The organism is Cryobacterium sp. 10I5 (assembly GCF_035019865.1).
GTDB lineage: Bacteria > Actinomycetota > Actinomycetes > Actinomycetales > Microbacteriaceae > Cryobacterium > Cryobacterium breve_A.
Window position 1 is genome coordinate 1 of the sequence record NZ_JASJVI010000029.1, and the last position, 25,707, is coordinate 25,707.

At 67.8% G+C, this 25,707-nt stretch carries 24 protein-coding genes, 2 tRNA genes and 2 pseudogenes; 6 read left to right on the forward strand and 22 right to left on the reverse strand.

The window, feature by feature from the left end; all coding sequences use genetic code 11:
• The 8 genes and pseudogenes from QN350_RS09435 to QN350_RS09470 all read right to left on the reverse strand — a co-directional run.
• Positions 1–504 (reverse strand): annotated as a pseudogene (locus QN350_RS09435) (hypothetical protein); the annotation flags it as partial.
• Positions 495–1,883, reverse strand: coding sequence for a hypothetical protein (locus QN350_RS09440; RefSeq protein ID WP_322139216.1), 1,389 nt, complete (start codon positions 1,881–1,883; stop codon positions 495–497). The pseudogene QN350_RS09435 and the gene QN350_RS09440, both read right to left, overlap by 10 nt.
• Positions 1,880–2,611, reverse strand: coding sequence for a hypothetical protein (locus QN350_RS09445; protein WP_322139215.1), 732 nt, complete (start codon positions 2,609–2,611; stop codon positions 1,880–1,882). Before QN350_RS09445 ends, QN350_RS09440 begins: the two co-directional genes overlap by 4 nt.
• 428 nt (positions 2,612–3,039) lie before the next feature.
• On the reverse strand, positions 3,040–3,405 hold the full coding sequence (locus QN350_RS09450; protein ID WP_322139214.1) for a hypothetical protein: 366 nt from the start codon (positions 3,403–3,405) through the stop codon (positions 3,040–3,042).
• A 35-nt stretch (positions 3,406–3,440) separates the two neighbouring features.
• On the reverse strand, positions 3,441–3,806 hold the full coding sequence (locus QN350_RS09455; protein ID WP_323516251.1) for a single-stranded DNA-binding protein: 366 nt from the start codon (positions 3,804–3,806) through the stop codon (positions 3,441–3,443).
• A 35-nt stretch (positions 3,807–3,841) separates the two neighbouring features.
• Positions 3,842–4,123: a glutaredoxin domain-containing protein gene (locus QN350_RS09460; protein WP_322139212.1), complete on the reverse strand. Its 282-nt coding sequence runs from the start codon at positions 4,121–4,123 to the stop codon at positions 3,842–3,844.
• 141 nt (positions 4,124–4,264) lie between these two features.
• Complete coding sequence (locus tag QN350_RS09465) at positions 4,265–4,762, reverse strand: hypothetical protein (RefSeq protein ID WP_322139211.1); 498 nt, start codon at positions 4,760–4,762, stop codon at positions 4,265–4,267.
• A 164-nt stretch (positions 4,763–4,926) separates the two neighbouring features.
• The gene (locus QN350_RS09470; RefSeq protein WP_322139210.1) at positions 4,927–5,127 is read right to left on the reverse strand and encodes a hypothetical protein; all 201 of its coding nucleotides are present in this window, start codon (positions 5,125–5,127) and stop codon (positions 4,927–4,929) included.
• A 102-nt stretch (positions 5,128–5,229) separates the two neighbouring features.
• Here QN350_RS09470 and QN350_RS09475 point away from each other — a divergent pair, with 102 nt between their 5' ends.
• Both QN350_RS09475 and QN350_RS09480 read left to right on the forward strand, forming a co-directional pair.
• Positions 5,230–5,829 (forward strand): helix-turn-helix transcriptional regulator, encoded by a 600-nt coding sequence (locus tag QN350_RS09475; protein WP_322139209.1) that lies wholly within the window; start codon positions 5,230–5,232, stop codon positions 5,827–5,829.
• A gap of 126 nt (positions 5,830–5,955) precedes the next feature.
• A pseudogene (locus QN350_RS09480) lies at positions 5,956–7,002 on the forward strand (tyrosine-type recombinase/integrase); the annotation flags it as partial.
• A 167-nt stretch (positions 7,003–7,169) separates the two neighbouring features.
• Here the strand turns inward: QN350_RS09480 and QN350_RS09485 are convergent.
• From QN350_RS09485 to QN350_RS09535, 11 genes are all read right to left on the reverse strand, one after another.
• A tRNA-Leu gene (locus tag QN350_RS09485) sits at positions 7,170–7,245 on the reverse strand.
• Positions 7,246–7,327: 82 nt separating this feature from the next.
• Positions 7,328–8,854: an NAD(P)/FAD-dependent oxidoreductase gene (locus QN350_RS09490; protein WP_323516257.1), complete on the reverse strand. Its 1,527-nt coding sequence runs from the start codon at positions 8,852–8,854 to the stop codon at positions 7,328–7,330.
• A gap of 37 nt (positions 8,855–8,891) precedes the next feature.
• On the reverse strand, positions 8,892–10,175 hold the full coding sequence (locus QN350_RS09495; protein ID WP_322139208.1) for a S8 family peptidase: 1,284 nt from the start codon (positions 10,173–10,175) through the stop codon (positions 8,892–8,894).
• Positions 10,172–10,693, reverse strand: coding sequence for a DUF501 domain-containing protein (locus QN350_RS09500; protein ID WP_281534253.1), 522 nt, complete (start codon positions 10,691–10,693; stop codon positions 10,172–10,174). Before QN350_RS09500 ends, QN350_RS09495 begins: the two co-directional genes overlap by 4 nt.
• Positions 10,690–11,163 (reverse strand): septum formation initiator family protein, encoded by a 474-nt coding sequence (locus QN350_RS09505; protein ID WP_322139207.1) that lies wholly within the window; start codon positions 11,161–11,163, stop codon positions 10,690–10,692. Before QN350_RS09505 ends, QN350_RS09500 begins: the two co-directional genes overlap by 4 nt.
• 100 nt (positions 11,164–11,263) lie before the next feature.
• On the reverse strand, positions 11,264–12,544 hold the full coding sequence (gene eno / locus QN350_RS09510; protein ID WP_134535820.1) for a phosphopyruvate hydratase: 1,281 nt from the start codon (positions 12,542–12,544) through the stop codon (positions 11,264–11,266).
• 124 nt (positions 12,545–12,668) lie between these two features.
• On the reverse strand, positions 12,669–13,946 hold the full coding sequence (gene hisS / locus QN350_RS09515) for a histidine--tRNA ligase (protein ID WP_322139206.1): 1,278 nt from the start codon (positions 13,944–13,946) through the stop codon (positions 12,669–12,671).
• Positions 13,947–13,994: 48 nt separating this feature from the next.
• Positions 13,995–14,750, reverse strand: coding sequence for a MazG family protein (locus QN350_RS09520; protein ID WP_322139205.1), 756 nt, complete (start codon positions 14,748–14,750; stop codon positions 13,995–13,997).
• Positions 14,747–18,439: a transcription-repair coupling factor gene (gene mfd / locus QN350_RS09525; RefSeq protein WP_322139204.1), complete on the reverse strand. Its 3,693-nt coding sequence runs from the start codon at positions 18,437–18,439 to the stop codon at positions 14,747–14,749. Before mfd ends, QN350_RS09520 begins: the two co-directional genes overlap by 4 nt.
• A 46-nt stretch (positions 18,440–18,485) precedes the next feature.
• Entirely contained in the window at positions 18,486–19,067 is a 582-nt protein-coding gene (gene pth, locus QN350_RS09530) for an aminoacyl-tRNA hydrolase (protein ID WP_281536195.1), read from the reverse strand.
• Positions 19,068–19,116: 49 nt separating this feature from the next.
• Positions 19,117–19,746: a 50S ribosomal protein L25/general stress protein Ctc gene (locus QN350_RS09535; protein WP_281534250.1), complete on the reverse strand. Its 630-nt coding sequence runs from the start codon at positions 19,744–19,746 to the stop codon at positions 19,117–19,119.
• A gap of 306 nt (positions 19,747–20,052) precedes the next feature.
• On the opposite strand from QN350_RS09535, the gene gndA reads away from it, so the two are divergent.
• The 3 genes from gndA to QN350_RS09550 all read left to right on the forward strand — a co-directional run bounded on the left by gndA (position 20,053) and on the right by QN350_RS09550 (position 22,346).
• Complete coding sequence (gene gndA, locus QN350_RS09540) at positions 20,053–21,510, forward strand: NADP-dependent phosphogluconate dehydrogenase (RefSeq protein ID WP_322139203.1); 1,458 nt, start codon at positions 20,053–20,055, stop codon at positions 21,508–21,510.
• A gap of 119 nt (positions 21,511–21,629) precedes the next feature.
• A complete protein-coding gene (locus QN350_RS09545; protein WP_322139202.1) occupies positions 21,630–22,016 on the forward strand; it encodes a hypothetical protein in 387 nt (128 codons plus the stop codon).
• 6 nt (positions 22,017–22,022) lie between these two features.
• A complete protein-coding gene (locus QN350_RS09550) occupies positions 22,023–22,346 on the forward strand; it encodes a DUF1905 domain-containing protein (protein WP_322139201.1) in 324 nt (107 codons plus the stop codon).
• A gap of 72 nt (positions 22,347–22,418) precedes the next feature.
• On the opposite strand, the gene QN350_RS09555 is transcribed toward QN350_RS09550, so the two are convergent.
• The 3 genes from QN350_RS09555 to QN350_RS09565 form a co-directional block, all read right to left on the reverse strand.
• Positions 22,419–23,396, reverse strand: a complete 978-nt coding sequence (locus tag QN350_RS09555) for a ribose-phosphate diphosphokinase (protein WP_134448255.1) — start codon at positions 23,394–23,396, stop codon at positions 22,419–22,421.
• On the reverse strand, positions 23,397–24,821 hold the full coding sequence (gene glmU / locus QN350_RS09560; protein ID WP_322139200.1) for a bifunctional UDP-N-acetylglucosamine diphosphorylase/glucosamine-1-phosphate N-acetyltransferase GlmU: 1,425 nt from the start codon (positions 24,819–24,821) through the stop codon (positions 23,397–23,399).
• Between the two features lie 82 nt (positions 24,822–24,903).
• Positions 24,904–24,975 (reverse strand) — tRNA-Gln (locus QN350_RS09565).
• A 125-nt stretch (positions 24,976–25,100) separates the two neighbouring features.
• Between QN350_RS09565 and QN350_RS09570 the strand changes: the two genes are divergently transcribed.
• Positions 25,101–25,592 (forward strand): MarR family winged helix-turn-helix transcriptional regulator, encoded by a 492-nt coding sequence (locus tag QN350_RS09570; protein ID WP_281534247.1) that lies wholly within the window; start codon positions 25,101–25,103, stop codon positions 25,590–25,592.
• Positions 25,593–25,707 lie beyond the last annotated feature (115 nt).

The window sequence follows — 25,707 nt, forward strand, 5'->3', positions numbered from 1 at the left end:
CCCGGCGCCCCGCCCCCCCCCCCCGGCCCCCCCCTCGACCGGATCAGCCGCGGCGCCGGCTGTTGCGTTCGCCGGCGTCTGCTGGACGGTGATGGTCCGGTTCGGGAGGGCGCGGAACGGGGCGATGGCGCCGCCTTGGACGATCCAGAAGGCGCCGTCGGCGGCTTCGCGGACGTCCTGGGGTGGGATCACGAAGGAGTGTTGGGCGCGCGCGCTGCCGAGCTCATCGCCGCTGGCCCGCCCGGCGGCTTCCATCCGCATCACCGTCCCGGCGTACTTGACGATCTCTTCCGGGTCTTTGGATCGGCCGAAGATCAGCGCGGCCCCACTCGTGAGAGCCCGGCGCCGCCGGACCTCCTCGTTGGAGAGCCCGGCCGGGCTCTGCGTGGCCAGGACCAGGCCGACGCCGGCGCTGCGTGCCGTCTCGAACAGGCTGCCGGCGGTGTCGCCCGGGTCTTGGGCGCCGGTGACGAGTTGCGGGAACTCATCCACGATCACCACCACCGGGCTTTTATCGCGTCGTTCGAGGCGGGAGGCCAGGAAGTTCCGCAGGTCCAGCAGGAGCAGGTCGCCCAGGCGTGCCTGCGCGTCGTCGACCGGAGACAGCGGAACGATGGTGACGTTGGCGCGTGGGCGTCGTAGGACCAGCCGTCGGGTCCGATCCAACGCTCCAGCGGGCGGAGCGCGACGAGCAGGCTCTGGAGGGCGCGTTCTCCGGCGGTGGTGCCGTCGCGATCGATGACCTTGTTCACCATCGACAGGTCGTACTGGTCGCGCGCATGCGGGCCCGGGTCCGTCAATCGCTCCCGCAAGTCGATCACGCTCCGGATCGGCGCGTAGTCTTGCACGGCTTGGAGGACACCGCGGATCTCGTCGAGGTAGTGCTGGTTGGCGCCATCAGGGGCCGGCATCAGCCGCATCAGCTTCGCCGTGACCTGCTCCGCAGTGCCGTTGAAGAAGTCCCACGTCCCGCCGGCGACCGCGGTGCGACCGTAGGATTCGGCGACGGCGACGAGGTCCGCGGCGTCTGCCGGGTCGCCCTTGGCGTCGATCACGAACACGGGCCACCCGTACTCAAGGGCGCAGAGCACCAGCCCGGTGATCAGGACGCTTTTGCCGCTGCCGGATTCCGCGATGATCAACGCCCGCAGCGCGGACGAGGTCCCGGGCAGGACCAGGTAGGTGCCGGTGGGGTCGACCCAGTCCCGAACCCGCCGGGCATCGTAGAACCGGTCCGCGAGAGTCCGCACGGTCACCCGGCTCGTCACGCCGAACGCGCTCCGCCCCGCATCCAGGTACAACGGCACGGTGACGGCGTTTCGGGTCGTGCCGGTAATGCGGCCGGTGTTCCGGTCCAGTAGCACTCCGATGCTGCGGGCGACGTTGCTGTCCGCGGCGCGCTTCCGTGCGGTCTCGATCTTCTCCTGCCGCACCACGTCCAGTATCCGGCGGGACCGCACCCGGTCCGCGATCCGCCGGCGCCGGATCGACCACGCCACCGGCAACAGCAACACCCCCGCGAACAAGTTCAGCAGCATCCACGGCACGAGAGTGGGTGCCAGGTCCGTTCGCCAGTCTGCTCCGGCGAAGTACGCGTGCGCCTGCCCGGATTGCACCCACACGGTGGCGAGGACGATCTCCGTTCCGACGAGGGCGGTGACGAGAGTGATGCCGATCGTGTTGGCAAGCCAGTGCCACCGCCAGACCAGCCAGAACCGGGTCCGGGTCGCGATCCCGTCCCCGGCGATCCGCCCGGCCAGGACCGGTACCACCAGCGGGAGAGCCACGAGGACCAGTAGGACCGTGAAGATCGCTTTGAGGATGCCGGCGATCGCGTCGCTGGCGGCGTCCTCGCTCCCGGCTACGAACTGGTTGCCGCTCATCGCGTCGCTCCCCCGGCCGGTTGCCCGTCGACTCCGTCGAGTTCCGTCAGGATCGACGCGCCCGGGAGGATCTCGGGGCGCGGCCGGTCGAGTGCGGGGCCGACCCATTGGCCGCGGATATCGAACACCGTCTCCGCCACGAGGCCAGGGCGTTCGGTGCGGAACACGTATTTGTCGGCCGCGCGGGTCACGGCCCGGGTCGCGTCGTCCGTGCAGAAATACGCGACCCGGGTGACGCCGTAGTGGGCGAGGCGGTGCGAGTGGTTCTCGCAGATCATCTTGTAGCGCTGCCAGGTCTTCGGCGTCAGCTCCACTTCGATCAGTTCCGCCTCGCCATCCCGGATCGCGACCCCGTCGGCCTGATGGTCCAGGCGGGCGACCGGTTTCCGGTCTCGCTGCCACGTGTACCCGTGGGCGAGGTAGCGGGCTGAGTCTGCGGACACGGCGACCTCGTGCCGGATCGTCTGCCGGAACAAGTTCGGCGCCGGCCTCCCGATCGCCGCCGCGGTCGCCCAGACGATGGACGTGTCCCGGTACGTCGGCCGGGCCCGCTCCACCAGCCCCGCGCCCTCGAGCCGGACGACCCACTGCTGCGCCTTCCGCGTGCTCACAGGAACCCCGGACCCGGACAGCGCTCCGAGGGCCCAACGGATTGCATCCATTTCCGCCAGTCGCACGACCAGTAGCCAGTCGACCATTGCCTCGTCTCGGTCTGTCCACTGCACCATCGTCGCAATCTCCGTCCGCCCTTGAAACGCCTGATTTTCTGACTTAGCTCGTCCTGTTTCTCGTGTTCCTTGTTCTTGTTTTTTGTACTCAGTTTTGTTTTTGTTTTTTGTTTTTTTCTTTTACTTATCTCTCTCATACACTTCTTCCTCTTTCCCTGTCCCACCACTACCCCTTTACTTCCCAACCCCCCACACAATGCCGTTGGGTGTGGGGGGTTGGGAAGCGAGCGCAGCGAGGGGGTCGCGGTGGGACAGGGAAAGAGGGCCCTTACCTATTCGTTTGGGTATTCGCTCTCAACGAATACCCAAACGAATACCCAAACGAATAGGCAGCCCCAAAAATCGGTCTCCCGCAGCGGCGATTCCGACCCGAAATCTGTGCACCGAAATCACCCTACAGACCCGCTTCGGAGGCCTCCGGAGCGGTCCTAGGGGTAGTCGTGCCAGCGGATGACGCCGTTCGCAGTCAGCGCCAGCATCAGGGCGTCGTCGGCCTTGTCCGCGAGGTCGGCGGCGTCCCGGAGGGCCAGCTCGGCCCGGATCACGCCGGCGACCTGGCCGGCACCGCGACCGTCTTCACCGTCGTATTGGATACCATCCTGGGTGTGGGCGTGCCAGGTCGCGAGCTGCTCGAACACCTGCCCCAGCAAGCATTGGGCGTTCATCAGCCGGCCGAGCAGCTCGTAGGAGTCTCCCGCATGCTCGACGGTGCGGGTGCTGTGAGCGAGCTCGCGGGCTGCCCGGCGGAGTTGTTCGGCGCTGATCAGTTGTGCGCTCTCGGCGCTGATGTCCATCAGAATCTCCTTCACGTTTGCGGTGGACGTTCCAGTTACTCGTCGATGTCGGGTGTGCGGGTGCGGCGGACTTGGGCGACGGCGCGGTTCAGGTCCGGTCCGACGACGTCTGCCTGCAGAACCCGACCGGAGCGTCGCGCTTCAGGGTCGCCCCAAGTCTCGGTGTGTTCGCGGCCGACGACCACGACCGGGTCGCCCTTGTGCAGGGTCGCAGCGACGTTCTCGCCGAGTTCGAATCGGGCCTCGACGAAGTGCGTCGTCGGCGCCTCGTGGGCCTGCGAAGTGCCGGCACGGTACTCGCCGGTGTTCTCGATCACCCGGAACTTCGTGATCAGGATCGATCCGGCCGGGACGATCTCCGGATCGGCGGCCAGGTTGCCGGTGATGGTGCGTGTGGACATGATGTTCTCCTTCTCGATGGGGTGGTGCGCGGGTATTACTGGGGTTGTGCGGTAGTGGCCTCGGCTGCGCTCTCGACGAGGTCGAGGCTCGTTCGGAGGGCGTTGATCAGGTCGGGCCGGTAGCCGCTCCAGCTCGCGCCGGGCGTCTCGACGACAGGCGCTTGAATGTGGCCGAGGCCGGTGACGTACTCGAGCGCGACCGGGTCCTGGGTGACGTCGATGAGGGTGAAGTCGATGCCGAGCTGGGTGAGCTTGCGGACGGTGGCGGCGCATTGCACGCAGCCGGGCTTGCTGTAGACGGTGACGGTGTCGGTCATGGTGTTCTCCTTGTCAGCCGGTCGGGGTCTATCGATTGGATCCTGGGCGGGCGAGAGCACTGCGGTGTGGCGACTCAGGCGAGGGCCTCAAGGGAGTTATCCACAGGCTCATTTCGCGCGCGCGTACTGCTCCGTTTCTGTTCATTCCTGTTCCTTACTGTTAGGGGGGTCATTTTCTGGTCCCCTTTGAGACAAATTTTTGGTCCCCTTCAGGGACGAATTTTTGGTCCCCAGGAGGGACGAATAATTTGTCCCCTTACGGCCCGAGCCACGGAAGTTATCCACAGGCCGGGTCGTCCACGACAGTGGTCTCGAACTGGCCACGTTGAGTTCGAATTCGGCGGTGGTGCCTTTGTGCGCCGACCTGACCCGGGTGATGGCACCGGTATCGACGAGTTCCTTGACAGCGCGTTTCACGGCTCGGTGCGCGGCTTCACTCGCGTTGTCCGGGGCCAGGAACCCCAGGGCGATCGCGGAGGCTTCCCGGCCCGCGAAGTAGCGACGCGGAGGCTGCCGGGCCGGGTTGTCGGCGTCATCCCAGCATTCCAAGGCCATGTGCACGAGCAGCACGGTCGCCGTAGAGCCGAGGTTCAACCGGGCGGCGACCAGAAGGGCGTTCTTCGCCGCGAAAAGGCCCACGGTCCCCTCACCGCGCTTCGCGGATATGAGCCGGTGCGGTGTCAGTGGTGCCCGATAGCGTGAGCATCGATCACATCCTCTGCTGGTGACGATCAGGGCCCCGGGCGACCACCCGGGGCCTTCCCACGCCTGCAACTCACGAGAGTCGCGACGGGGTCGGCCGGTCACGGCTGGGCTTCGGCGTCTCGGCTGGTGGCGCTGGCTTCGATCCACGCCATCACCTCGGAGCGTTTGTAGAGCACCGTGCGCGGAGTGGGCTTATAGAACCGCGGGCCGCGTCCCATGTATCTCAGCTGGGCCAGAGCGCCGGTCTTCAGTCCGGTGATCTCTCCGACTGTGGCCGGGAGGATAAATTCGTCGTCCATGATCATCCTGTCTCGATGACAACCTTTCGGCTGTTCCAATGTTGAAGTCACAATATGATGACTTCCAATATTTGACAAGGCTTTGCGTAGTATCTTGTCCGCATGACAGATTTTCGGACTGAGACGAGCATCGGCACCCGGATCCAGGCCGTGCGGAAGCATCGCGGTATCCGCACCACGAAGGAACTGGCCGACAAGATCCCGGGCGGCAACGTGACTGAAGCGGTTCTGCAGAACATCGAAGCCGGCCGGAAATCCGACCTGTCTGTCAGCCAACTGCTCAACATCGCCAAGGCCCTCGGTGTCTCACCGCTGTTCCTGCTCGCGCCAGTCGGTCGCCCCACCAGCACACTGGATTTGCCGAACCTGGGCGACGCCTTCGAGGGAATGACCGTCGTCGAATTCGACGCCTGGATCTCCGGCGAGACCGACGGCGCCTACCGGTGGACCACCACCGACGAACGCTCCGAACGCGCTCAGCTGCAAGCGATGCGCGAACTGGACGCGCTTATTCGCGAGCGCAACCGACTCGCGAGCAACTTGAAGGTCGAGGCCTCGCTGAACACTCCACCCGACGAGGACGAGACCGTCACGTCCTGGGACACCATCCAGCAGCGCCTGGACGACACGACCCGCCGCATCGCGCAGCTGATCTCCTACCTTGGCTCAGCCGGCTGGTCACTCGAGGGGTGGGCTACGTGACCTCGCCACATGTCTCGGGCCCGGTTGACCGAACGTCAGAGGTCACCAGCATGCTTAGGCCACACGAACGCGCGAACAGATTCTCGATCCTCTGTATCCCAATCGACATAGACATCGAGGTGGACTATGGGCACCATCACTCCCTACGACACACGTCTCGGCAAGCGATATCGGGTCAGGTATCGGAAGCCTGATCATTCCCAGACTGACAAACGGGGCTTCCGCACGAAGCGAGAGGCCGAGCTGTTCCTCGCCTCTATCGAGATCTCCAAGAGTCGCGGCGAGTACGTCGACGAGTCCGCCTCGAAGGTCACCATCGGCGACCTCGGCACCGCCTGGTTGGCGTCACAAACGCACTTGAAACCGTCAGCTCTGGAACCGGTCGAAATCGCCTGGCGCCTCTACGTGGCACCCCGCTGGGGCACGACGCCCATCGGCCAAATCCGCCACACTGACGTGCAAACCTGGATCTCCCAGCTCAGCGCCGGCACCGCAAAGACGACCCACACGAAGCCAGGGCCCCGCGGGGCGACGACCGTCGTCCGCGTCTACGGCGTCCTGGCGTCCATCCTCGATAGTGCGGTCAAAGACCGACGCATCCTGAGCAACGTGGCACGCGGGGTGAACCTTCCGCGCAAGCTGACGAAACCGCACCGGTATCTCTCCCATCAACAGGTTGATCTACTGGCCCGGTCGGCGACGCACCACGATGTCCTCGTGCTCACCCTCGCGTACACGGGCCTGCGCTGGGGCGAGGCCACCGGGCTCCGGGTACGGGATATCGATCTCGTCCGAAGGAGGTTCTCGGTTCGGGAGAACGCGGTGAAGGTCGGCGGCAAGATCATCGTGGGCACGCCCAAATCGCACGAGGCGCGCACGGTGCCCTTCCCTGCCTTCCTCGCCGGGCCCCTCGAGACCCTCGTCGTGGGGAAGGACTCTGACCAGATCCTCTTCGGAGCCGGGGCCACCCACGAGCGTCGGCCCTCGACCCGGGACGGCTGGTTCGTGTACGCGCTGCGCCGGGCCAAGCAGGCCGACCCGGCCTTCCCGACGCTGACGCTGCATGACCTCCGGTACACCGCCGCGAGCCTGGCCGTTTCGGCCGGCGCGAACGTCAAAGCGGTGCAGCGGATGCTCGGCCACGCCTCGGCCGCGATGACGCTGGACGTCTACGCAGACCTGTTCGATGACGATTTGGACGGCGTTGCCGTGGCCCTGGATCAGGCCAGAACTTTTTCAAGTGTGGGCAAAATGTGGGCACGGAGTGGTCCAGAGCCCTTAAACGAGCCCTCGGAGGGCCCAACTTCCGCGGAATTACGCGGAAGTTCGGTGACGGATGATGGTGCCCCCGCTGGGGGTCGAACCCAGACTGTGACGATTTTAAGTCGTCTGCCTCTGCCATTGGGCTACGGGGGCGCGTCCGAGTACATCCGGACTGAGGGAACTCAGTCCGGACAGACTCCGACGTTTCAAGCGTAGGTGCTGCCGGAGCAGCGGTTTACTTGACGGGCGTGGCCGTCTCCGTCGCGGCATCCGCTGCCGTCGTCGCCGGTGCGGCGGCGGGAGCCTTGACCGGCGTCTTGCGGGGCGCGCGCGGCGCCGTGACCTTGGCCGCAGGGGCGGCGGCCGCGGCCGATACGGTGACCGGTGCCGGGGGCGTGACCGCGGCGGGTGCAGCCTTCGCCGGTGCTGCGGCACCCGCGGCAGGCTTCGGGCGGGACGCAAACTCGACGAACACGGCGCGCGGGGACTCGACGGCGGCGAGCGACACGATGTCCCGACCGAGGAAGAAGTTGTTCACCCAGCCCCAGACGACGCGCAGCTTGCGCTCCCAGCTCGGCATGGCGAGGCCGTGGTAGCCGCGGTGCGCGATCCAGGCCAGCGGGCCCTTGATGGCCAGCTTGCCGGACTGGAAGACACCCTGTCCGACACCGAGACCGGCGACGGCGCCGAGGTTCTTGTGGATGTAGTCCTTGGGACCCTCGCCGCGGAGGACGGCGACGATGTTCTTGGCCATGAGCTTGCCCTGGCGCACCGCGTGCTGGGCGTTGGGCACGCAGAAGCCGCCCACTCCCCCGCCGCTGAGGTCGGGGATCGCGGTGATGTCGCCGGCGCCCCAGGCGTCTTCGATGATCTCGTCGGCGGTGCCGACGCGGAGGTCGGGGCGCACCTGGAGGCGGCCACGTTCCTCGATGGGGAGGTCGGTGTGGCGCACGATACCGGGGTTCGCCATCACGCCGGCGGTCCAGACGATCAGGTCGGTCTCGAACTTCTCGCCGGTGGAGAGCTCGACGACGCCGTCGACGGCGCTCGTCAGCTGGGTGTTGAGGTGGATCTTCGCACCGCGCTTGTCGAGGTTGTCGATGACCCAGAGGCTCGTCGGCACGGACACCTCGGGCATGATCCGGCCCATGGCCTCGACGAGGTGGAACTGGATGTCGTCGAACCCGATCTGCGGGTAGGACTTGAGCAGCGAGGTCGCGAAGGAGCGCAGCTCGGCGAAGACCTCGATGCCGGCGAAGCCGCCGCCGATGACGACGAAGGTGAGCAGGCGGTCGCGCTCGGGTCCGGCGGGAAGCAGCGAGGCCTTGTCGAAGTTGGTGAGCACGGTGTCGCGGATGGCGACGGCTTCCTCGATGGTCTTGAGTCCGAGTGCCTGGTCGGCGACCCCGGGGATCGGGAAGGTGCGCGAGACGGCACCGGCGGTGACGACGACGATGTCGTAGCTGAACTCATACGGCTCGCCGACCGGCGGGGTGATCGTCGCGGTCTTCGACGCGTGGTCGATGTGGGTGACCTTCGCGGTGACGACGTTCGTCTTCGAGAGGTGACGACGGTGCGCCACCACCGCGTGGCGGGCTTCGATCGAGCCGGCCGCAACCTCGGGGAGGAAGGGCTGGTAGGTCATGTACGGGAGGGGGTCGACCACGGTGACCTCGGCCTCGCCTTTTCGCAGCCACTTCTCAAGCTTCCAAGCGGTGTAGAAGCCCGCGTAGCCGCCACCGACAATGAGAATTTTTGGCACGATAAGGGTCCTCCTACAAGATGGAATATGCGAAAACTTACCGATTCGATCGATTTCGCTTGAGCCGCCGAAGAGCACCGATGCCGAACAGCGTTACTAGGATAGCAAACCCCAACAGAACCAGAAGCGGAACGCTGATATAGGTGAGCGTGAGCTCGGTCGGCAGCCAGGGGCTTGCGGCGGTGTCGGTCGGCAGCGGCGGGTCGCTGCTCGGCACGGCTCGGGCGACGGGTGTGGCCGTCGGCGCAGTCGTCGGAACCGTGTCGATGCGCCGGTGCAGGTGGATCCAGTCCTGCAGCAGGGCCGCCGGCGTCGGAGAGGTCGACGGCGGCACGGATGCGGTGACCGCGGCGGCCGCGTCGATCAGGCCATTGCCGTAGACGGGGCTCGGGACGACGTGGCCGTTGGGGTTCGCGGTCGCGATGACCCGGTTCATCACCTCGGCGGCGTTCAGCTTCGGGTAGGCGGCCCGAACGAGGGCGACGAGGCCGGAGACGATCGGGGCGGAGGCGCTGGTGCCGCTCCACTGCACGTACCCGCCGTTCGGCACCACGCCGACGAGCTGTTCGCTCGGGGCGGCGACGGCGATCGTGATGCCCTGGGACGAGGCGTCGAAGCTCGCGGTCTTGTTTCGGTCGACACCCCCGACGGTGAGCACGCCGGGGATCGTGGCCGGGGCGCCGACCTCCGTCGTGCCACTCCCCCGGTTGCCTGCCGCGGCGACGACGACGACGTCGTGGTTGAACGCGTACAGGAACGCGTCGTCCCAGCTCGGCGGCCAGTCGAGGGTGTTCCGGGTCAGCGACATGTTGATCACGTCTGCGCCATGGTCGACGGCCCAGCGGATGCCTGCCGCGATCTGGTCGTCATTGCTGAGCTTTGCGCCGCTGCTCCCGAACGCGACCGACACGGCGAGAATGGACGCCTCCGGCGCGACGCCGATGACTCCGGTCCCCTCGGCGGACCCGCGGCCGGCCATCAGGGACGCGACGAGGGTGCCGTGTTCGCTGCCGTCGCCCACGGGGGTCTGGCCGTTGCTCGAGCCCAGGCCCGAGACATCCGTGCCGCCCACGACGGCTCCGGCGAGTTCGGGGACGCTCGTGCTCACCCCGGTGTCGATCACGGCGACCGTCACGCCGGCGCCCTTCGTCGTCGCCCAGGCCTGCGTGAAACCGTAGTCGGTGAGCCAGTATTCGAGGTCGCGCACCTGGTCGGCGTGCGCGGGGGCGGCATCGCCGACGACGGAGGCGCCTCCCAATACAACGGTCAGCGCCACCGCGAGCGCGGCGCCGAGGCGCCGCTGCAGCAGGGAACGGGTCACGCGTCCGCCGCGGAATAGTCCAGGCACTCGCAGACGGCTGGAGTCCAGGCGGCCCGCGCGAGCGCGAGGTCACCGATCGGGTTGATGCCGGGGCCCGCGGCGAGCGAGTGCGCCGCGAGGGCGTGCAGGCACTTGACCCGGTCGGGCATGCCGCCGGAGGAGATGCCGGCGATTTCGGGCACGTCGCCGAGGGTGGCGCGATCGGCGAGGAATCCGGCGTGGGCACGACGGTACTGGTCGTGGACGGTCTCATCGTCGGCGAGCAGCTGGTTGAACTCGTTCATCACCTGGGTCGCCTCGAGGAAGGAGAGCGCCGCGGTCGCGGCCGGGTGGGTCAGGTAGTAGAGCGTGGGGAACGGCGTGCCGTCGCTCAGCCGGGGAGCCGTGGCAACGACGGTGGGCGCTCCACACACGCAGCGCGCGGCGATGCCCACGGCGTCGCGGGCCGGGCGGCCGAGCTGGGCGCTGACGATCTTCAGATCGTCGGCGGTGACGGGGGCGAACGGCGGCCGGGTCACTGGGTGGCCTGGGGGGCGAGGCCGGCGGTCATGACGGAAGCGAACATGGACGATACCCAATCGATGTCGGTGTTCTGAATGGCCGTGGTCGCGGCGGGCGCGGCGGCAGCGGCGGCCGGCAGGGGCAGGTCGTTGATCACGAGGAAGCTGACGTCGCCCGGCAGCACGTAGGACAGTCGGGCACGGGCCTGGGTCGTGACATAGGTGCGGTCGTTCCAGCGTTCCCGCTCGGTCTTGAGCTGGTCGACGATGGTCTGCTCAGCGTTGACGTCTGCGGTGAGCTTGCTGATCTCCTGTTGCTGCTCACCGTAGGTGCGGAGGCCGGGGGCGAGCACGACGACCGCGAGGATGAGGATGCCCATCATCATGAGCGAGAACCCGGACAGGCGCAGGCCGCGAAGCCAGCCGTTCATCGGGGTCTCGTCGAGGCCGAGCGCGACGGGCTGCCGTTCGGTGCGTTTGACGGCCATGGCAACTCCTTTCGCGGGATCCTCGCCGGTTCTCACCGGATAAAAAACAGAGCTCTCGAAGCGCGGGATTCACCCCGCGCTTCGAGAGCTCCAGTCGAAACTAGGCCTTGAAACGGGGGAAGGCAGAGCGGCCCGCGTACACGGCGGCCTCGCCCAGCTCTTCTTCGATCCTCAGCAGCTGATTGTACTTGGCAACGCGCTCGGAGCGGGCAGGCGCTCCGGTCTTGATCTGGCCGGCATCGACGGCGACCGCGAGGTCGGCGATGAAGGTGTCTTCGGTCTCACCGGAGCGGTGCGAGATGACGGTCGTGTAGCCGGCGCGCTGCGCGAGGGCAACGGCGTCGAGCGTCTCGGTGAGGGTACCGATCTGGTTGACCTTGACGAGGATGGAGTTGGCCGTGCCGAGGGCCAGGCCCTTGGCGAGACGCTCCGGGTTGGTCACGAACAGGTCGTCTCCGACGATCTGCACGAGGCCGCCGATTTCGGCGGTGAGGTGCACGTAGCCATCCCAGTCGTCTTCCTCGAGCGGGTCTTCGATCGACACGAGCGGGTAGGACTTGACGAGGTCGACGTAGTACGCGGACAGCTCCTGGGCGGAGAGTTCCTTGCCCTCGAAGTGGTAGACGCCATCCTTGTAGAACTCGGATGCGGCGCAGTCGAGTGCCAGGCCGATGTCCTTGCCGGGCGTGTAGCCGGCGTTGGTGATGGCTTCGACGATGAGGTCGAGCGCGGCACGGTTGCTCGGGAGGTTCGGAGCGAATCCACCCTCGTCGCCGAGGCCGGTGGAGAGGCCCTTCGACTTGAGCAGGGCCTTCAGGGCGTGGTACGTCTCGGTGCCCCAGCGGAGGCCTTCGGCGAAGGACTCGGCGCCGAGCGGGACAACCATGAATTCCTGGATGTCCACGTCGTTGTCGGCGTGCGAGCCACCGTTGATGATGTTCATCATCGGGACCGGGAGGGTGTGTGCGTTCGGGCCACCGAGGTAGCGGAACAGGGGCAGGCCGGCCGAGGTGGCTGCGGCCTTGGCGACGGCCAGGCTCACGCCGAGGATGGCGTTGGCGCCGACGCGGTGCTTGTTCTCGGTGCCATCGGTTTCGATCAGGACGGCGTCGACGATGCGCTGGTCCGTGGCGTCGAGGTCCTCGACTGCCGGGCCGAGCTCGTCGATAACGGCGTCGACGGCCTTGAGGACGCCCTTGCCGAGGTAACGCGACTTGTCGCCGTCGTGAAGTTCATAAGCTTCGAACGCACCGGTGGATGCGCCCGACGGAACGGCGGCACGGCTGACGGAGCCGTCATCAAGCAATACCTCGACCTCGACGGTCGGGTTGCCTCTGGAGTCAAGAATCTCGCGCGCTACTACTGCCTCAATGAGAGCCACAGCTATCTCCTGTTTCCTGTTATTTCCTAATGGGTGGGGTGTTGGTCTGGGGGGAACATGCAGGAAGACGACACTGTGTTCCAATCAGGTAACAGTCTAGCGACGGAGGCTCCGAGGGAGGGAATCAGCCCGCGAGCGGACGGAAGTCGAGCGTGGCGGCATCCGCTGTTTCATCGGTGACGAAGGCGTAGCGCCCATAGCCCGCCTCGGCGGCACGACCGAGCAAGGCCTTGAGGTTTTTGGTGCGGTGTTCGAGCCGCACGCGCAAACCCTCCGCGACGAGCGCGGTCTTCAGGGCGACGAGGCGGCCGGGCGCTGCGTCCTTCTCGTGGATGAGCACGACGGCGTTCTCGGCGGATGCGCCGGTGCCGCCGAGCAGGTCGACGATACGTTCGAAGCCGATCGAGAAGCCGCACGCGGGTACGTCGACGCCGAGGAACCGGCCGATCATGCCGTCGTAGCGCCCGCCGCCGCCGAGTGAGTAGCCGAGATCGGGGTGCGCGATCTCGAAGATCGTTCCGGTGTAGTAGCCCATGCCGCGCACGAGGGTCGGATCGAAGACCAGGTCGGCCCCGGGGAGCGCGTCGCGGAGGGCTAGCAGGTCGGCGTAGGCGACCGGGTCGAGCCAGGCTGGTGCTGCGGACGCATCGGGCTCGCTGGCCGAGCCGAGCAGGTCCCAGCCGGCGGAGGCGATCGAGCGAAGGGTCTCCGCGATGCCGTCTGTGGGGATGCCCAGGCCGTCGAGTTCGGTGACGACGCCGTCGACGCCGATCTTGTCGAGCTTGTCGATCGTGATCAGGGCCCGCTCGAACAGATCCGACGGGACCTGCCAGTATGCGAGCAGGGCGGTGAGGATGCGGCGGTCGTTGATGCGCACCGAGCAGCCGGCGAGGCCGAGGGCATCGAGCGCGGCCATCGTCGCGGTGATGAGCTCGATCTCGGCGAGCGGGCCCGCCTCGCCGATGATGTCGATGTCGCACTGCACGAACTGGCGGTACCTGCCCTTCTGCGGGCGTTCGGCCCGCCAGACCGGGGCGATCTGGATCGCCCGGAACACCGTCGGCAGGGCGGCGCGGTGCGTTGCGTAGAACCGGGCGAGCGGCACGGTGAGGTCGAAGCGGAGGCCGAGGTCGGCAAGGCCGAGCAGGTCGCCGGACTCCGCGGCGGCGAGGGCATCGGCAGGGGCCAGGCCGCGCTTGAGCACCGCGAAGCCGAGCTTCTCGTTGTCGCCGCCGAGGCCGGAGTGCAGCCGGGCGGAGTCCTCCATGACCGGGGTCTCGATCTCGTCGAAGCCGTGGGCGGCGAAACTGCGCCGGATCACGCCGAGCGCGTGCTCGCGGCCGGCCTTCTCAGCGGGGAGGAAGTCGCGCATGCCGCGCGGCGGGGTCACCTGTGTTGCCATGGAACCCATTGTCTCAGGTCGGGCCAGGCGGCCCGGCCTGTCGCTGGTTCAGTCGTTCTCGGAGGGGAGGCCGATGATGCCGGCATCCGAGAAGTCGGTGACGGCATCCGCAGCACCCGCGAAGTCTGCGTTGTCGAACTCTGCGGCACGGATCTCGTCCTGGAGCCCGCGCACGGCCGTGCGCAAGGCGCGTTCGGAGTCGAGGCCGCGGGCCTTCGCCGCCGAGACGATCGCGAGCAGCAGCGGGCCGAGCTCGTCCTCACTCTCGAGCGGAAGCGGGAAGTCGGCGCCGTCCGCGTCGAGCAGCCCGATCTTCTGGGCGCGCCCGAGCACGTTGTCGGCGAGGGCGAGCGCCGGCATGCCCTGTGGGATGCCGTCGAGCACGCTCGTGCGGCCGGGCTTCTCGGCGGCCTTGAAGCCGTCCCAGGCCGCGGCGACGTCGTCGGCCGTCGCGAGGTCGAGGTCTCCGAAGACGTGCGGATGCCGGCCCTCGAGTTTCCGGGTCAGGCGCGCGGCGACGTCCTGCAGGTCGAAGTCCTCGCCTGCGGTGTGCGCGGCGAGGTCGGCGTGGAAGAGGACCTGGTAGAGCACGTCGCCGAGTTCCTCGAGGAGTTCCTCCCTGCCGCCGGCCTCGATCGCCTCGATCAGCTCGTGGCTTTCCTCGAGCAGGTAGGGCACGAGCGAGGCGTGGGTCTGCTCCGCATCCCACGGGCAGCCGTCGGGGGCGCGCAGCCGGGCGACCGTGCGGATCAGGACGTCGATCGGGGTGTCGATCCGGGGGTCGATCGGGCTGGCGTCGGTCACGACTTCCTCCTGGGGTTGGGGTTCTGCGTGGTCGTCGGAGCGCCCTGGGCTGCGGCGCCCGGCGCGGCGGGCTCTTCGACCGGGCGGGGGAAGATCGCCCCGAGCAGGGAGCCGGCCCAGGCGATCAGGGCCGCGTCGCCGAGCGGTTCGTCGTTGATCCGCGGCATCGGCACCATGATCGCCCCGGTTGCCACGGTGTACCGCGAGCCGGGGTACATCCGCTTCAGGCGCACCTGCATCGAGTCGGCGAGGTCGGCCGAGGCGACCCGCAGGTTGGAGCCCATCGCGACGACCTCGCTCAGGCCGGCCTGCTGGGAGAGCCAGCGCAGCCGGGAGACCAGGATCAGGTTCTGCACCGGCTGCGGGGGTTCACCGTAGCGGTCGGTGAGTTCGTCGAGCACGAGGTCGATCTGGTCCCTGGCCGCGGTCGGGGAGCTCGCCGCGGAGAGCTTCTGGTACGCCTCGAGGCGGAGGCGCTCACTGTCGACGTAGTCCTCGGGGATGTGCGCGTCGACGGGCAGCTCAAGTCGAAGCTCGGTCTGGCCCTCCGCGACGTCGCCGCGGAAGGCGCTCACGGCCTCGCCGATCATCCGCAGGTAGAGGTCGAAGCCGACACCGGCGATGTGCCCGGCCTGTTCGCCGCCGAGCAGGTTGCCCGCTCCGCGGATCTCGAGGTCTTTCAGGGCGACCTGCATGCCCGCGCCGAGCTCGTTGTTCGCCGCGATCGTGGAGAGCCGGTCGTGGGCGATCTCCGTGAGCGGCTTGTTCTCGTCGTAGAGGAAGTACGCGTAGGCACGTTCGCGCCCACGACCGACGCGGCCGCGCAGCTGATGCAGCTGGCTCAGCCCGAACTTGTCGGCCCTGTCGATGATGATGGTGTTCGCGTTGGCGATGTCGAGGCCGGTCTCGATGATCGTCGTGGAGACGAGCACGTCGAATTTGCGCTCCCAGAAGTCGACGACGACCTGTTCGAGCTGCGCCTCGGGCAGCTGCCCGTGCGCGACGGCGATGCGTGCCTCCGGCACGAGTTCGGCGATATGCGCGGCGATCCGGTTGATGCTCGACACCCGGTTGTGCACGACGAAGATCTGGCCCTCGCGAAGCAGCTCGCGCCGGATCGCGGCGGCGACCTGACGGTCGGAGTAGGGCCCCACGAACGTGAGGATCGGGTGCCGGTCCTCGGGCGGAGTGGCGAGGGTCGACATCTCGCGGATGCCCGTGACCGCCATTTCGAGCGTGCGCGGGATCGGCGTCGCGCTCATCGCGAGGATGTCGACGTTGGTCTTGAGCTTCTTGAGGGCGTCCTTGTGCTCGACGCCGAACCGCTGCTCCTCGTCGATGATGACGAGCCCGAGGTCCTTGAAGATGATCGACCCGGTCAGGAGCCGGTGGGTGCCGATCACGAGGTCGACGGTGCCGTCGAGGATGCCGGCGACGGTCTCCCGCGATTCCTTTTCGGTCTGGAAGCGGCTCAGGGCACGGATGTGCACGGGGAAACCGGCGAAACGCTCCTGGAAGGTCTCCATGTGCTGGCGGACGAGGAGGGTCGTCGGCACCAGGATCGCGACCTGCTTGCCGTCCTGGATCGCTTTGAAGGCGGCGCGCACGGCGACCTCGGTCTTGCCGAAGCCGACGTCGCCGGAAAGCAGCCGGTCCATCGGGATGGGCCGTTCCATGTCGGCCTTGACCTCGTCGATGGTGGTGAGCTGGTCGGGGGTCTCCGCGAATGGGAATGCCTCCTCGAGCTCGCGCTGCCAGGGGGTGTCCGGCCCGAAGGCGTGGCCCTTGCTCGCCATCCGTGCCGAGTAGAGCTTGACGAGCTCGACGGCGATGTCCCGCACCGCGTGCCGGGCCTTCGACTTCGCGCTCGACCAGTCGCTGCCGCCCATCTTGCTGAGCGCGGGAGCCTCGCCGCCGATGTACCTGCTGACGAGGTCGAGCTGGTCGGTGGGCACGAAGAGCTTGTCGCCGGGGTGCCCGCGCTTGGATGGCGCGTACTCGAGCACGAGGTACTCGCGCTTGGTCTTGACCGGGTTGCGGCCTCCGCTCGACACCTCGCGCTGGGTCAGTTCGACGAACCGGCCGATGCCGTGGGTCTGGTGCACGACGTGGTCGCCGGCCTTGAGCTGCAGCGGGTCGACGACGTTCTTGCGCCGGCTCGCGAGCTTCTTCACCTGGCGGGCGTCGTAGCCGACCGTGCGGCCGTAGAACTCGGACTCGCTGACGAGGCTCAGTTTCGTCTCGGCGAGTTCGAAACCGTGGTCGACGGATGCCTTCAGCAGGTAGGCGATGCCGGGTTCCGGTTCCGACGGCCATTCGGTCACGATCCGGGCGGGGAGTTCGTGCTCGGCGAGCACGGCGGCTGCGCGTTCGACGAGCCCGGCGCCCTGGGCGAGCACGCCGACGGTCCAGCCGTCCTTGAGCCGGCCGCTGAGGTGGCCGATGGCGCCCTCGACGCTGCCCTGGAAGCTCGGGACCGCCTCGCCCTCGACCCGGATGGTGAGGAGCTCGTCGATTTCTCGGTGCTCGGGCAGCACAGGGGCATCCGTCGGGGCGGCCTGGAAGGAGCTGAAGGTCCACCAGACGTGGGCGGAGGCCGGCGCGCCGGGGGCGGTGTGCGTGACCGATTCGCGTAGCCGGCCGAGGGTGAGGAAGTCGCCGGATTCGAGGTCGATCGGCGCGTCTGCACCCGCGGTCGCGGCGCTCCAGGCGGCGCCGAGGAACTCCCGGTTGGTCTCGGCGAGGCTGATCGCGCGGCTGGCGACGCGTTCGGGCGAGACCACGGCGACGGCGGCCTCAGCGGGAAGGTAGTGCGTGATCGGCACGAGCCGGTCGACGAGGGCGGGCGCGAGGCTTTCCATGCCCTCGACCGGGATGCCCTCGGCGATCTTGGCGAGGAGGCCGGCGAGGCTCGGGAACTCATGCTGCATCTCGCGGGCGCGCTGTCGCACGGCGGGGCTCAGCAGCAGTTCGCGGCTCGGCGGCAGGCTCACCGAGGCGACCGGTTCGGGCAGGGAGCGCTGGTCGGCGACGGAGAAGGCGCGGATCTGCTCGACCTCGTCGCCGAAGAACTCGACCCGGGACGGGTGCGGGGCGACGGACGGGAACACGTCGAGGATGCCGCCGCGCACGGCGAACTCGCCGCGGCGGGTGACCATGTCGACGCGGGTGTACGCGAGTTCGACGAGCTGCACGGCGATCGCGCTCAGGTCGTTGCCGCGGGCGCCGGCGGTGAGCACGATCGGCGCGAAGTCGGTGAGGTTGTCCGCTACGGGCTGCAGGGCCGCGCGCACGGATGCGATCACGATCAGCGGGCGGCGAACGGCCGGGTCGGTCTCTTCCCACTCCCGCATCCGCCGCAGCGCGAAGAGCCGCTTGCCGACGATCTCGGCGCTCGGGCTCAGGCGTTCGTGCGGGAGGGTCTCCCAGGCAGGGAAGCCGATGATCTCGGCGTCTTCGGTGAAGCAGTCGAGGTTGTCGTGCAGGTACTCGGACTCGCGCCCGGTGGCGGTGATGACCAGCAGGGCTGGGGCCTTGCCGAGACGGGCGCGCTGTTCGAGGAGCGCGGCGAGCACGGGCGCCCTGAGGCCTTCCGTGAGCGAGAAGTCGGCGTCGCGGCCCGCGCACGCGAGGGCTCGGTCGAACGTGGAGGCGCGCGAAAGTGTGGCAATTACGCCGTGGAGGGTCACCCGGTAATTCTACGCAGCACCGCCGACCATCGCCTTTCCGGGATGATCAGGGCGCGTGGAACTTCTGCTGGGCGGCGGTGACGCCCTCAGCGGCGATCAGCTGGATCGCATCCGCTGCGTCTTCGAGCAGGTTCGGCAGGGTCTCGCGCTCGACCTTCGAAAAATCGTGCAGCACGAAGTCGGCCGGCGCCTGGCGGCCGGGCGGGCGACCCAGACCGAGGCGGATGCGGACGAATTCCTTGGTGCCGACGGCCGCGATGATGTCGCGGAGCCCGTTGTGACCACCGTGGCCGCCGCCGACCTTGATTTTGAGCGTGTCGAACGGCAGGTCGAGCTCGTCGTGCACGACGATCAGGCGCTCAGGTTCGAGTTTGTAGAACCGCAGCAGGGCGGAGACGGGACCGCCGGACACGTTCATGTACGTGTTCGGGGTCGCGAGCACGAGCCCGGGACCGCCGGGGAAACTGCGCCCGGAGGCGACCGTCGCGTTGGTCTTGTGGGTCTTGAAATTCGCCGACAGTCGGTCGGCGAGCACGGCGGTCACCATGTGGCCGACGTTGTGGCGGTTTCCGGCGTAGTCGGGCCCGGGGTTGCCGAGCCCGACTACGAGCCAGAGATTCTCGTCCAGGGAAATCCTCCTTGTTCGACGAGATCAGGCAGAAAGCGTGAAGCGGATACTACTCGGCGGGGGCTTCCTCGACAACGGCCTCGGCGTCGGCGTCGGCGACGGCCTCTTCCTCTTCCTCGGCCTCGGGCAGGTGCACGCTGATGACGACGGCGTCTGCGTCGGAGATGAGCACGGCACCGTCGGGAAGGACGATCTCGCCGGCCTTGATCTGGGCGCCCTCGTCGAGGCCATCGACGTTGACGACGATGTTCTGCGGGATGTTGGTCGCTTCGACCTCGAGCAGCAGGCTCTTGATGTCCAGGTCGATGACGTTTCCGGCGACGATCTCACCGGTCAGGTGCACGGCGACGTCAACCTGGACCTTTTCACCCTTGCGGATGACGATGAGGTCGAGGTGTTCGATGATCTGGCGGACCGGGTCCTTCTGGACGTCCTTGACGAGGGTCAGGTGGGTCTCGCCGTTGACCTCGAGCTCGAGCACCGCGTTCGCGCGACGCAGGATCAGGCCGATCTGGTGGGACGGAAGTGCAACGTGCACCGGGTCGGTGCCGTGGCCGTAGATGACGGCCGGGATCTTGCCGAGCACGCGCAGCTTGCGGGCCGCACCCTTGCCGAACTTGGTGCGCAGGTCTGCATCGATCTTGTTGTCGATGACCTTTTTGTCCTTGGCCTCAGCCATGATGTGTCTCCTTGTCAGGCCTCTACGGCCCAGATCAGTTGCGCAGCCGATGGCCGCGCGTATGGGTACTGGTTCAACTCGAACGCGTGTCGCGTGAGGAAAGGCCGTGAAGCATTTCGCCGCGTCGATAACGGATGCCGAGCGCGAGTGACACGCCTGGCAGCCCTCGCCGAAGTTCAACTGCTAAGTCTAGCGGAGTGTGCGGGAACCGCGCACCAGCATCCGCCCGCCCCCGTCGGGCAGGCGTCCAGCCCGACCGACTAACCTTGAACGTGGTTCTAGACCAACCATTTTGAAGGAGCGAACGTGACCGTAACCGGTGCAGCACAGGCAAATATTGGCGTCGTCGGACTGGCGGTGATGGGCTCGAACCTCGCCCGCAACCTCGCCAGCCGGGAGGGGAACACCGTCGCGGTCTACAACCGCTCGTACGTGCGCACCGAGACCCTGATGACGGAACACCCCGAGGCCGGCTTCGTCGCCTCGGAGACCATCGAAGACTTCGTCGCGTCGCTGAGCCGCCCGCGCACCGCCATCATCATGGTTCAGGCCGGCAAGGGCACGGACGCGGTCATCAGCCAGCTCGCCGAGCTGTTCGAGCCGGGCGACATCATCGTCGACGGCGGCAACGCGGACTTCCACGACACCATCCGCCGCGAAAAGGCGATCAGCGCGACCGGCATCAACTTCGTCGGCGCCGGCATCTCCGGCGGCGAAGAGGGCGCCCTCAAGGGCCCGAGCATCATGCCCGGCGGCTCAGCGCTGGCCTACGAGACCCTCGGCCCGATCCTCGAGTCGATCGCCGCCGTCGTCGACGGCGTGCCGTGCGTCACCCACATCGGCACGGACGGCGCGGGCCACTTCGTCAAGATGGTGCACAACGGCATCGAATACGCCGACATGCAGCTCATCGCCGAGGCCTACGACCTGCTCCGCCATGTGACCGGCCACTCCCCCGCGGCCATCGCCGACGTGTTCACCGAGTGGAACAAGGGCGACCTCGAGAGCTACCTCATCGAGATCACCGCGGAGGTGCTCCGCCAGGTCGACGCCGAGACCGGACTGCCGTTCATCGACATCGTCCTCGACGAGGCCGGCTCCAAGGGAACCGGCGTCTGGACCGTGCAGAACGCGCTCGACCTCGGCGTGCCCGTCGCCGGGATCGCGGAGGCCGTGTTCGCCCGCGCCGTGTCGAGCCACCCCGAGCAGCGTGAACCGGTGCGCGCCTCGATCAGCGCCCGCCCCGAGATCGCCGTGGTCGGCCACACCTTCGTCGACGACGTGCGCCAGGCGCTCTACGCGTCGAAGGTTGTCGCATACGCGCAGGGCTTCGACGAGATCATCGCCGGTGCCGCCAAGTACAACTGGAGCATCGACAAGGGCGCCGTCGCCACGATCTGGCGCGGCGGCTGCATCATCCGCGCCCAGTTCCTGAACCGCATCGTGGATGCCTACGCGAACGACCCGTCGATCCCGACCCTGCTCGTCGACCCGTTCTTCGCCGCGGCCGTCGCCGCCGGCGAGTCGGCCTGGCGCCGTGTCGTCTCGACGGCTGCGCTCTCCGGAATCCCGGTTCCCGGATTCGCCTCGGCTCTCAGCTACTTCGACTCGCTCGCCGCCGAGCGCCTGCCCGCCGCCCTCGTGCAGGGCCAGCGCGACTTCTTCGGAGCGCACACCTACAAGCGCGTCGACAAGCCCGGCGTTTTCCACACCCTGTGGTCGGGCGACCGCACCGAAATCGCGACAGAGGCCTCCACCCACTAGTCACAGCATCCGCCTCTCTGCCGCGAGAGCGTAAAAAGTGCCCCTTGCCGCTGCGGTATTGGGCACTTTTTACGCTCTCGCGGAGAATGGGCGCGCAATTTGCGATACTGGAGCCCACGATGAACGACGACGACGGCAGCGAGCAGCACGAGCACCCGGAGCTCGCCGGGTATGAGCCGCACGATGCTGCACGTCCGCTGCGCAGCAGGCGGATGCTGCTCGTCATGCGCCTCGCCGTGCTGCTCGGGCTCGTGGCACTGATCGTGCCGGGGATCCTCACGTCGCTCCAGATCGCATCCGTCACCGCCGCGAGCGCGTGCTCCGTCGCGGTCGCCCACTACTATCCGCTTGCGGAGGGCTCCACGGCGCGCTTCGACCTGGCCGGCCCCGGCGGGTTCGGCTGGCAGTGTTACGCGATCGACGTGCACGAGCGGGAGACCTGGGTGATCGCGCTCGGCCTGATCCCCCGCGCGCCGGGGTTCGGACCTTCGGTCGTGCCGGCGTAGGCATCCGTGGCCACCCGATCCCCGGGTCTAGCCGGCCCCCGCTTCATCTTCACGGCGCCCCTGTGGGAGTACGAGGGTGCGGGCGCCTGGATCTTCGTGTCCGTGCCGGTCGACGAGTCCGAGGTCATCCGCGAGCTCACAGCCGGGCAGCGCAACGCCTTCGGCTCGGTACGGATACTGGCGCGGATCGACGACTCGCGCTGGCCGACATCCTTGTTCTATTCGAGCGCGAGCGGCCAGCTCCTGCTTCCGGTGAAGAAGAGCATCCGCGTGGCCGAGGGCCTCGAGATCGGGAGCACGGCGCGGGTCGAGATCGCCCTGGTGCTGTAGCGCTCACCGCTCCCTTAATGACGGATGCCCCGCTCGGGTGAGCGGGGCATCCGTCGGTGGGGGCAGCGTGGGTTACGCGGCGCCCTCGAACATCGAGGTGACGGATCCCTCGTCGAAGACCTCGTGGATCGCGCGGGCCAGGAGCGGGGCGATCGGCAGCACGGTCAGGGTCGGGAAGCGCTTTTCCGGCGGGATCGGCAGGGTGTCGGTGACGACGACCTCGGTGATCGCCGGGTTCTGCAGCAGCTCGAGCGCGGGGTGGCTGAACACCGCGTGGGTCGCGGCGACGACCACGCCGATCGCTCCGGCGGCACGCAGTGCCTCGGCGGCGAGGACGATGGTGCGGCCGGTGTCGATCATGTCGTCGACGAGCAGGCAGACGCGGCCGGAGACCTGGCCGACGATCTCGTGCACGGAGACTCGGTTCGGGACCAGCGGGTCGCGGCGCTTGTGGATGATCGCCAGCGGGGCGCCGAGCTTGTCGCTCCAGATGTCCGCGACGCGGACGCGGCCCATGTCGGGCGAGACCACGGTGAGCGTTGCGGGGTCGAGCTTCTCCTGGAAGTGCTCGAGCAGCACCGGCATGGCGAAGAGGTGGTCGACGGGCCCGTCGAAGAAGCCCTGGATCTGGGCGGCGTGCAGGTCGATCGACATAATGCGGTCGGCGCCGGCGACCTTGAACAGGTCGGCGACGAGACGGGCCGATACCGGCTCGCGGCCGCGGCCCTTCTTGTCCTGGCGGGCGTAAGGGTAGAACGGCGCAACAACGGTGATGCGCTTGGCGGAGGCCCGCTTGAGCGCGTCGACCATGATGAGCTGTTCCATCAGCCATTCATTGATCGGGTTGGTGTGCGACTGGATCACGAAGGTGTCGCTGCCGCGCACGCTCTCGTCGAAACGGGCGTAGATCTCGCCGTTCGCGAAGGTGCGGGCATCGGTGTGCACGAGTTCGGTACCGAGCTCCTTGGCGATGTCCAGTGCCAGTTGCGGGTGTGCTCGCCCCGAAACCAATACAAGTCGTTTCTCGCCGCTGGCATTGATTCCAGGCACCTAGTCTCCGCTCTTAGCCGCGGCTTCCGCCGCGTCGGTTCCCGGGCGGTTGGTCTGAACCCAGCCGTCCATATTGCGTTGTGGGGCCACGGTGAGAGCCAAAGCTCCGGCCGGCACGTCCTTGCGAACGATGGTTCCGGCACCGGTGTAAGCCCCGTCCCCAATCCTAACGGGCGCGACGAAGACGTTGTGCGACCCGGTGCGCACATGGGACCCCACGACGCTCGGCGATTTCGTCACGCCGTTGTAGTTCGCGAAGATCGTCCCCGCCCCGATGTTGGAGTGCACGCCGACCGTCGCGTCGCCGACGTAGCTCAGGTGCGGCACCTTGCTGCCCTCGCCGATGACGGCGTTCTTGGTCTCGACGAAGGTGCCGATCTTGCCGTCTGCGCCGAGAATGGTTCCGGGCCGCAGGTACGAGAACGGGCCGACGGATGCGCCGGCACCGATCACCGCGAGGGTCGCGTCCGTGCGCTTCACCTCGGCGTTCGCGCCGATTTCGCAGTCCACCAGGGTCGTGTCCGGTCCGACGACGGCGCCGGTCTCGATGACCGTCGCCCCGAGGATCTGGGTGCCCGGCTTGATCGTGACGTCGGGCGCGATCGTCACGGCGAGGTCGATCCAGGTCGTCGCCGGGTCCTGCACCGTCACGCCGGCGAGCTGCCAGCCGCGCACGATGAGCGCGTTGAGCTGCCGTGCGGACTCGGCGAGCTGGGCCCGGTCGTTGATGCCGGCGACGAGCCAGGCATCCGCTACCGGAACGGCACGCACGTCGGAGCCGGACTGGCGCAGCAGGCCGATCACGTCGGTGAGGTACTTCTCGCCCTGGGCGTTCTCGGTGGTGATGCGGGCGAGCTGCTCACGCAGTTCGACGATACCGAAGACGTACACGCCGGCGTTCGTCTCCCCGATCAGGCGTTCTTCCGGGCTGGCGTCCTTCTGCTCCACGATTCGGTCGAAGGCTCCGGCTTCGTCGCGCACGATGCGGCCGTAGCCGGTGGAGTCGTCGGGGAAGGCGGACAGCACGGTTGCCGCGACGTCGCGTTCGCGGTGCGCGGTGATGAAGCTCGCGAGGGTCGCCGCGTTCAGGAGGGGCACGTCGCCGCTGACGACGAGCACGTCGCCCTCGAAGTCGATGGGCAGGGCCAGGATGGCCTGCTCGACGGCGCGGCCGGTTCCAGGCACCTCGTCCTGGTCGACGACGATGCTCTCGGGCAGGTCGGCCTCGACGATCTCGACGAGCCGGTCGCGCTCGTGGCGCACGACGGTCACGACGTGCGCCGCATTGAGCGCGGCAGCCGTCGCGAGCACGTGGCTGAGGATCGGCAGCCCGGCGAGGGGGTGCAACAGTTTGGGAGTCGCGGATTTCATCCGGGTGCCCTGGCCTGCGGCCAGGACGACGATGGCGAGACGGGAATCGGTCACGGTGTCCTCGTGCTTCTGTGTTGCCGGCCGGGGGGACCGGATGCGGGCGCCACTGGAATGCAGCACTGGAAATGATCTACTGCTCCGCCGCCAGGACTCGAACCTGGACCTAACAGCTCCAAAGGCTGTCGTGCTGCCATTACACCACGGCGGAATTCGCCGACCGTAGCCGACCAACGCTGATAAGTCTGCCAGAAGTATCGGGCGCGGCGCACAGCCGGGCGTGCCGACGGGCCAAGCCGTGTGAACGGATGCCCCGGCTGCCCGGATAATAGGACGATGCCCGGCAATGACGAAGTAGACCGCATCGTGGATGCCTGGCTGCGCGAGCGGCCGGACCTCGATTTCGCCCCGTTGCAGGTGCTCAGCCGGGTCGGTCGCCTCGCCAAGCACCTCGACCGGGCCAGGCGCACCGCGTTCTCCCGCTCCGAACTGGAATCGTGGGAGTTCGACGTTCTGTCGGCGCTCCGCCGCGAGGGCGCACCATACGAGCTCAGCCCCAAGGCGCTGCTGCAGCAGACCCTCGTCTCGAGCGGGACGATGACCAACCGGATCGACCGGCTCGTCGAACGCGGCCTCGTCACCCGGCGCACCGACCCCAACGACGGCCGCGGCATCTTCGTCGTGATGAACCCCGACGGGCTGATCCGGGTCGATGCCGCCATCACGCGCCTCGTCGACGCGGAGGCGGAACTGCTCTCGACGCTCACGGCCGCCGAGCGCGAGCGCCTCGCCTCCCTGCTCCGCAAGCTCAGCCTCGACTTCGACTGAGCCCCCGCACGCGCGCCGGACGTTGCACGCGACGGAGGTTGCACTCGCCGTGAAGTGTCGCATATCGAGGTTCACGAGCCCCGCGAACCTCGATATGCTACACCTCAGCGGACCA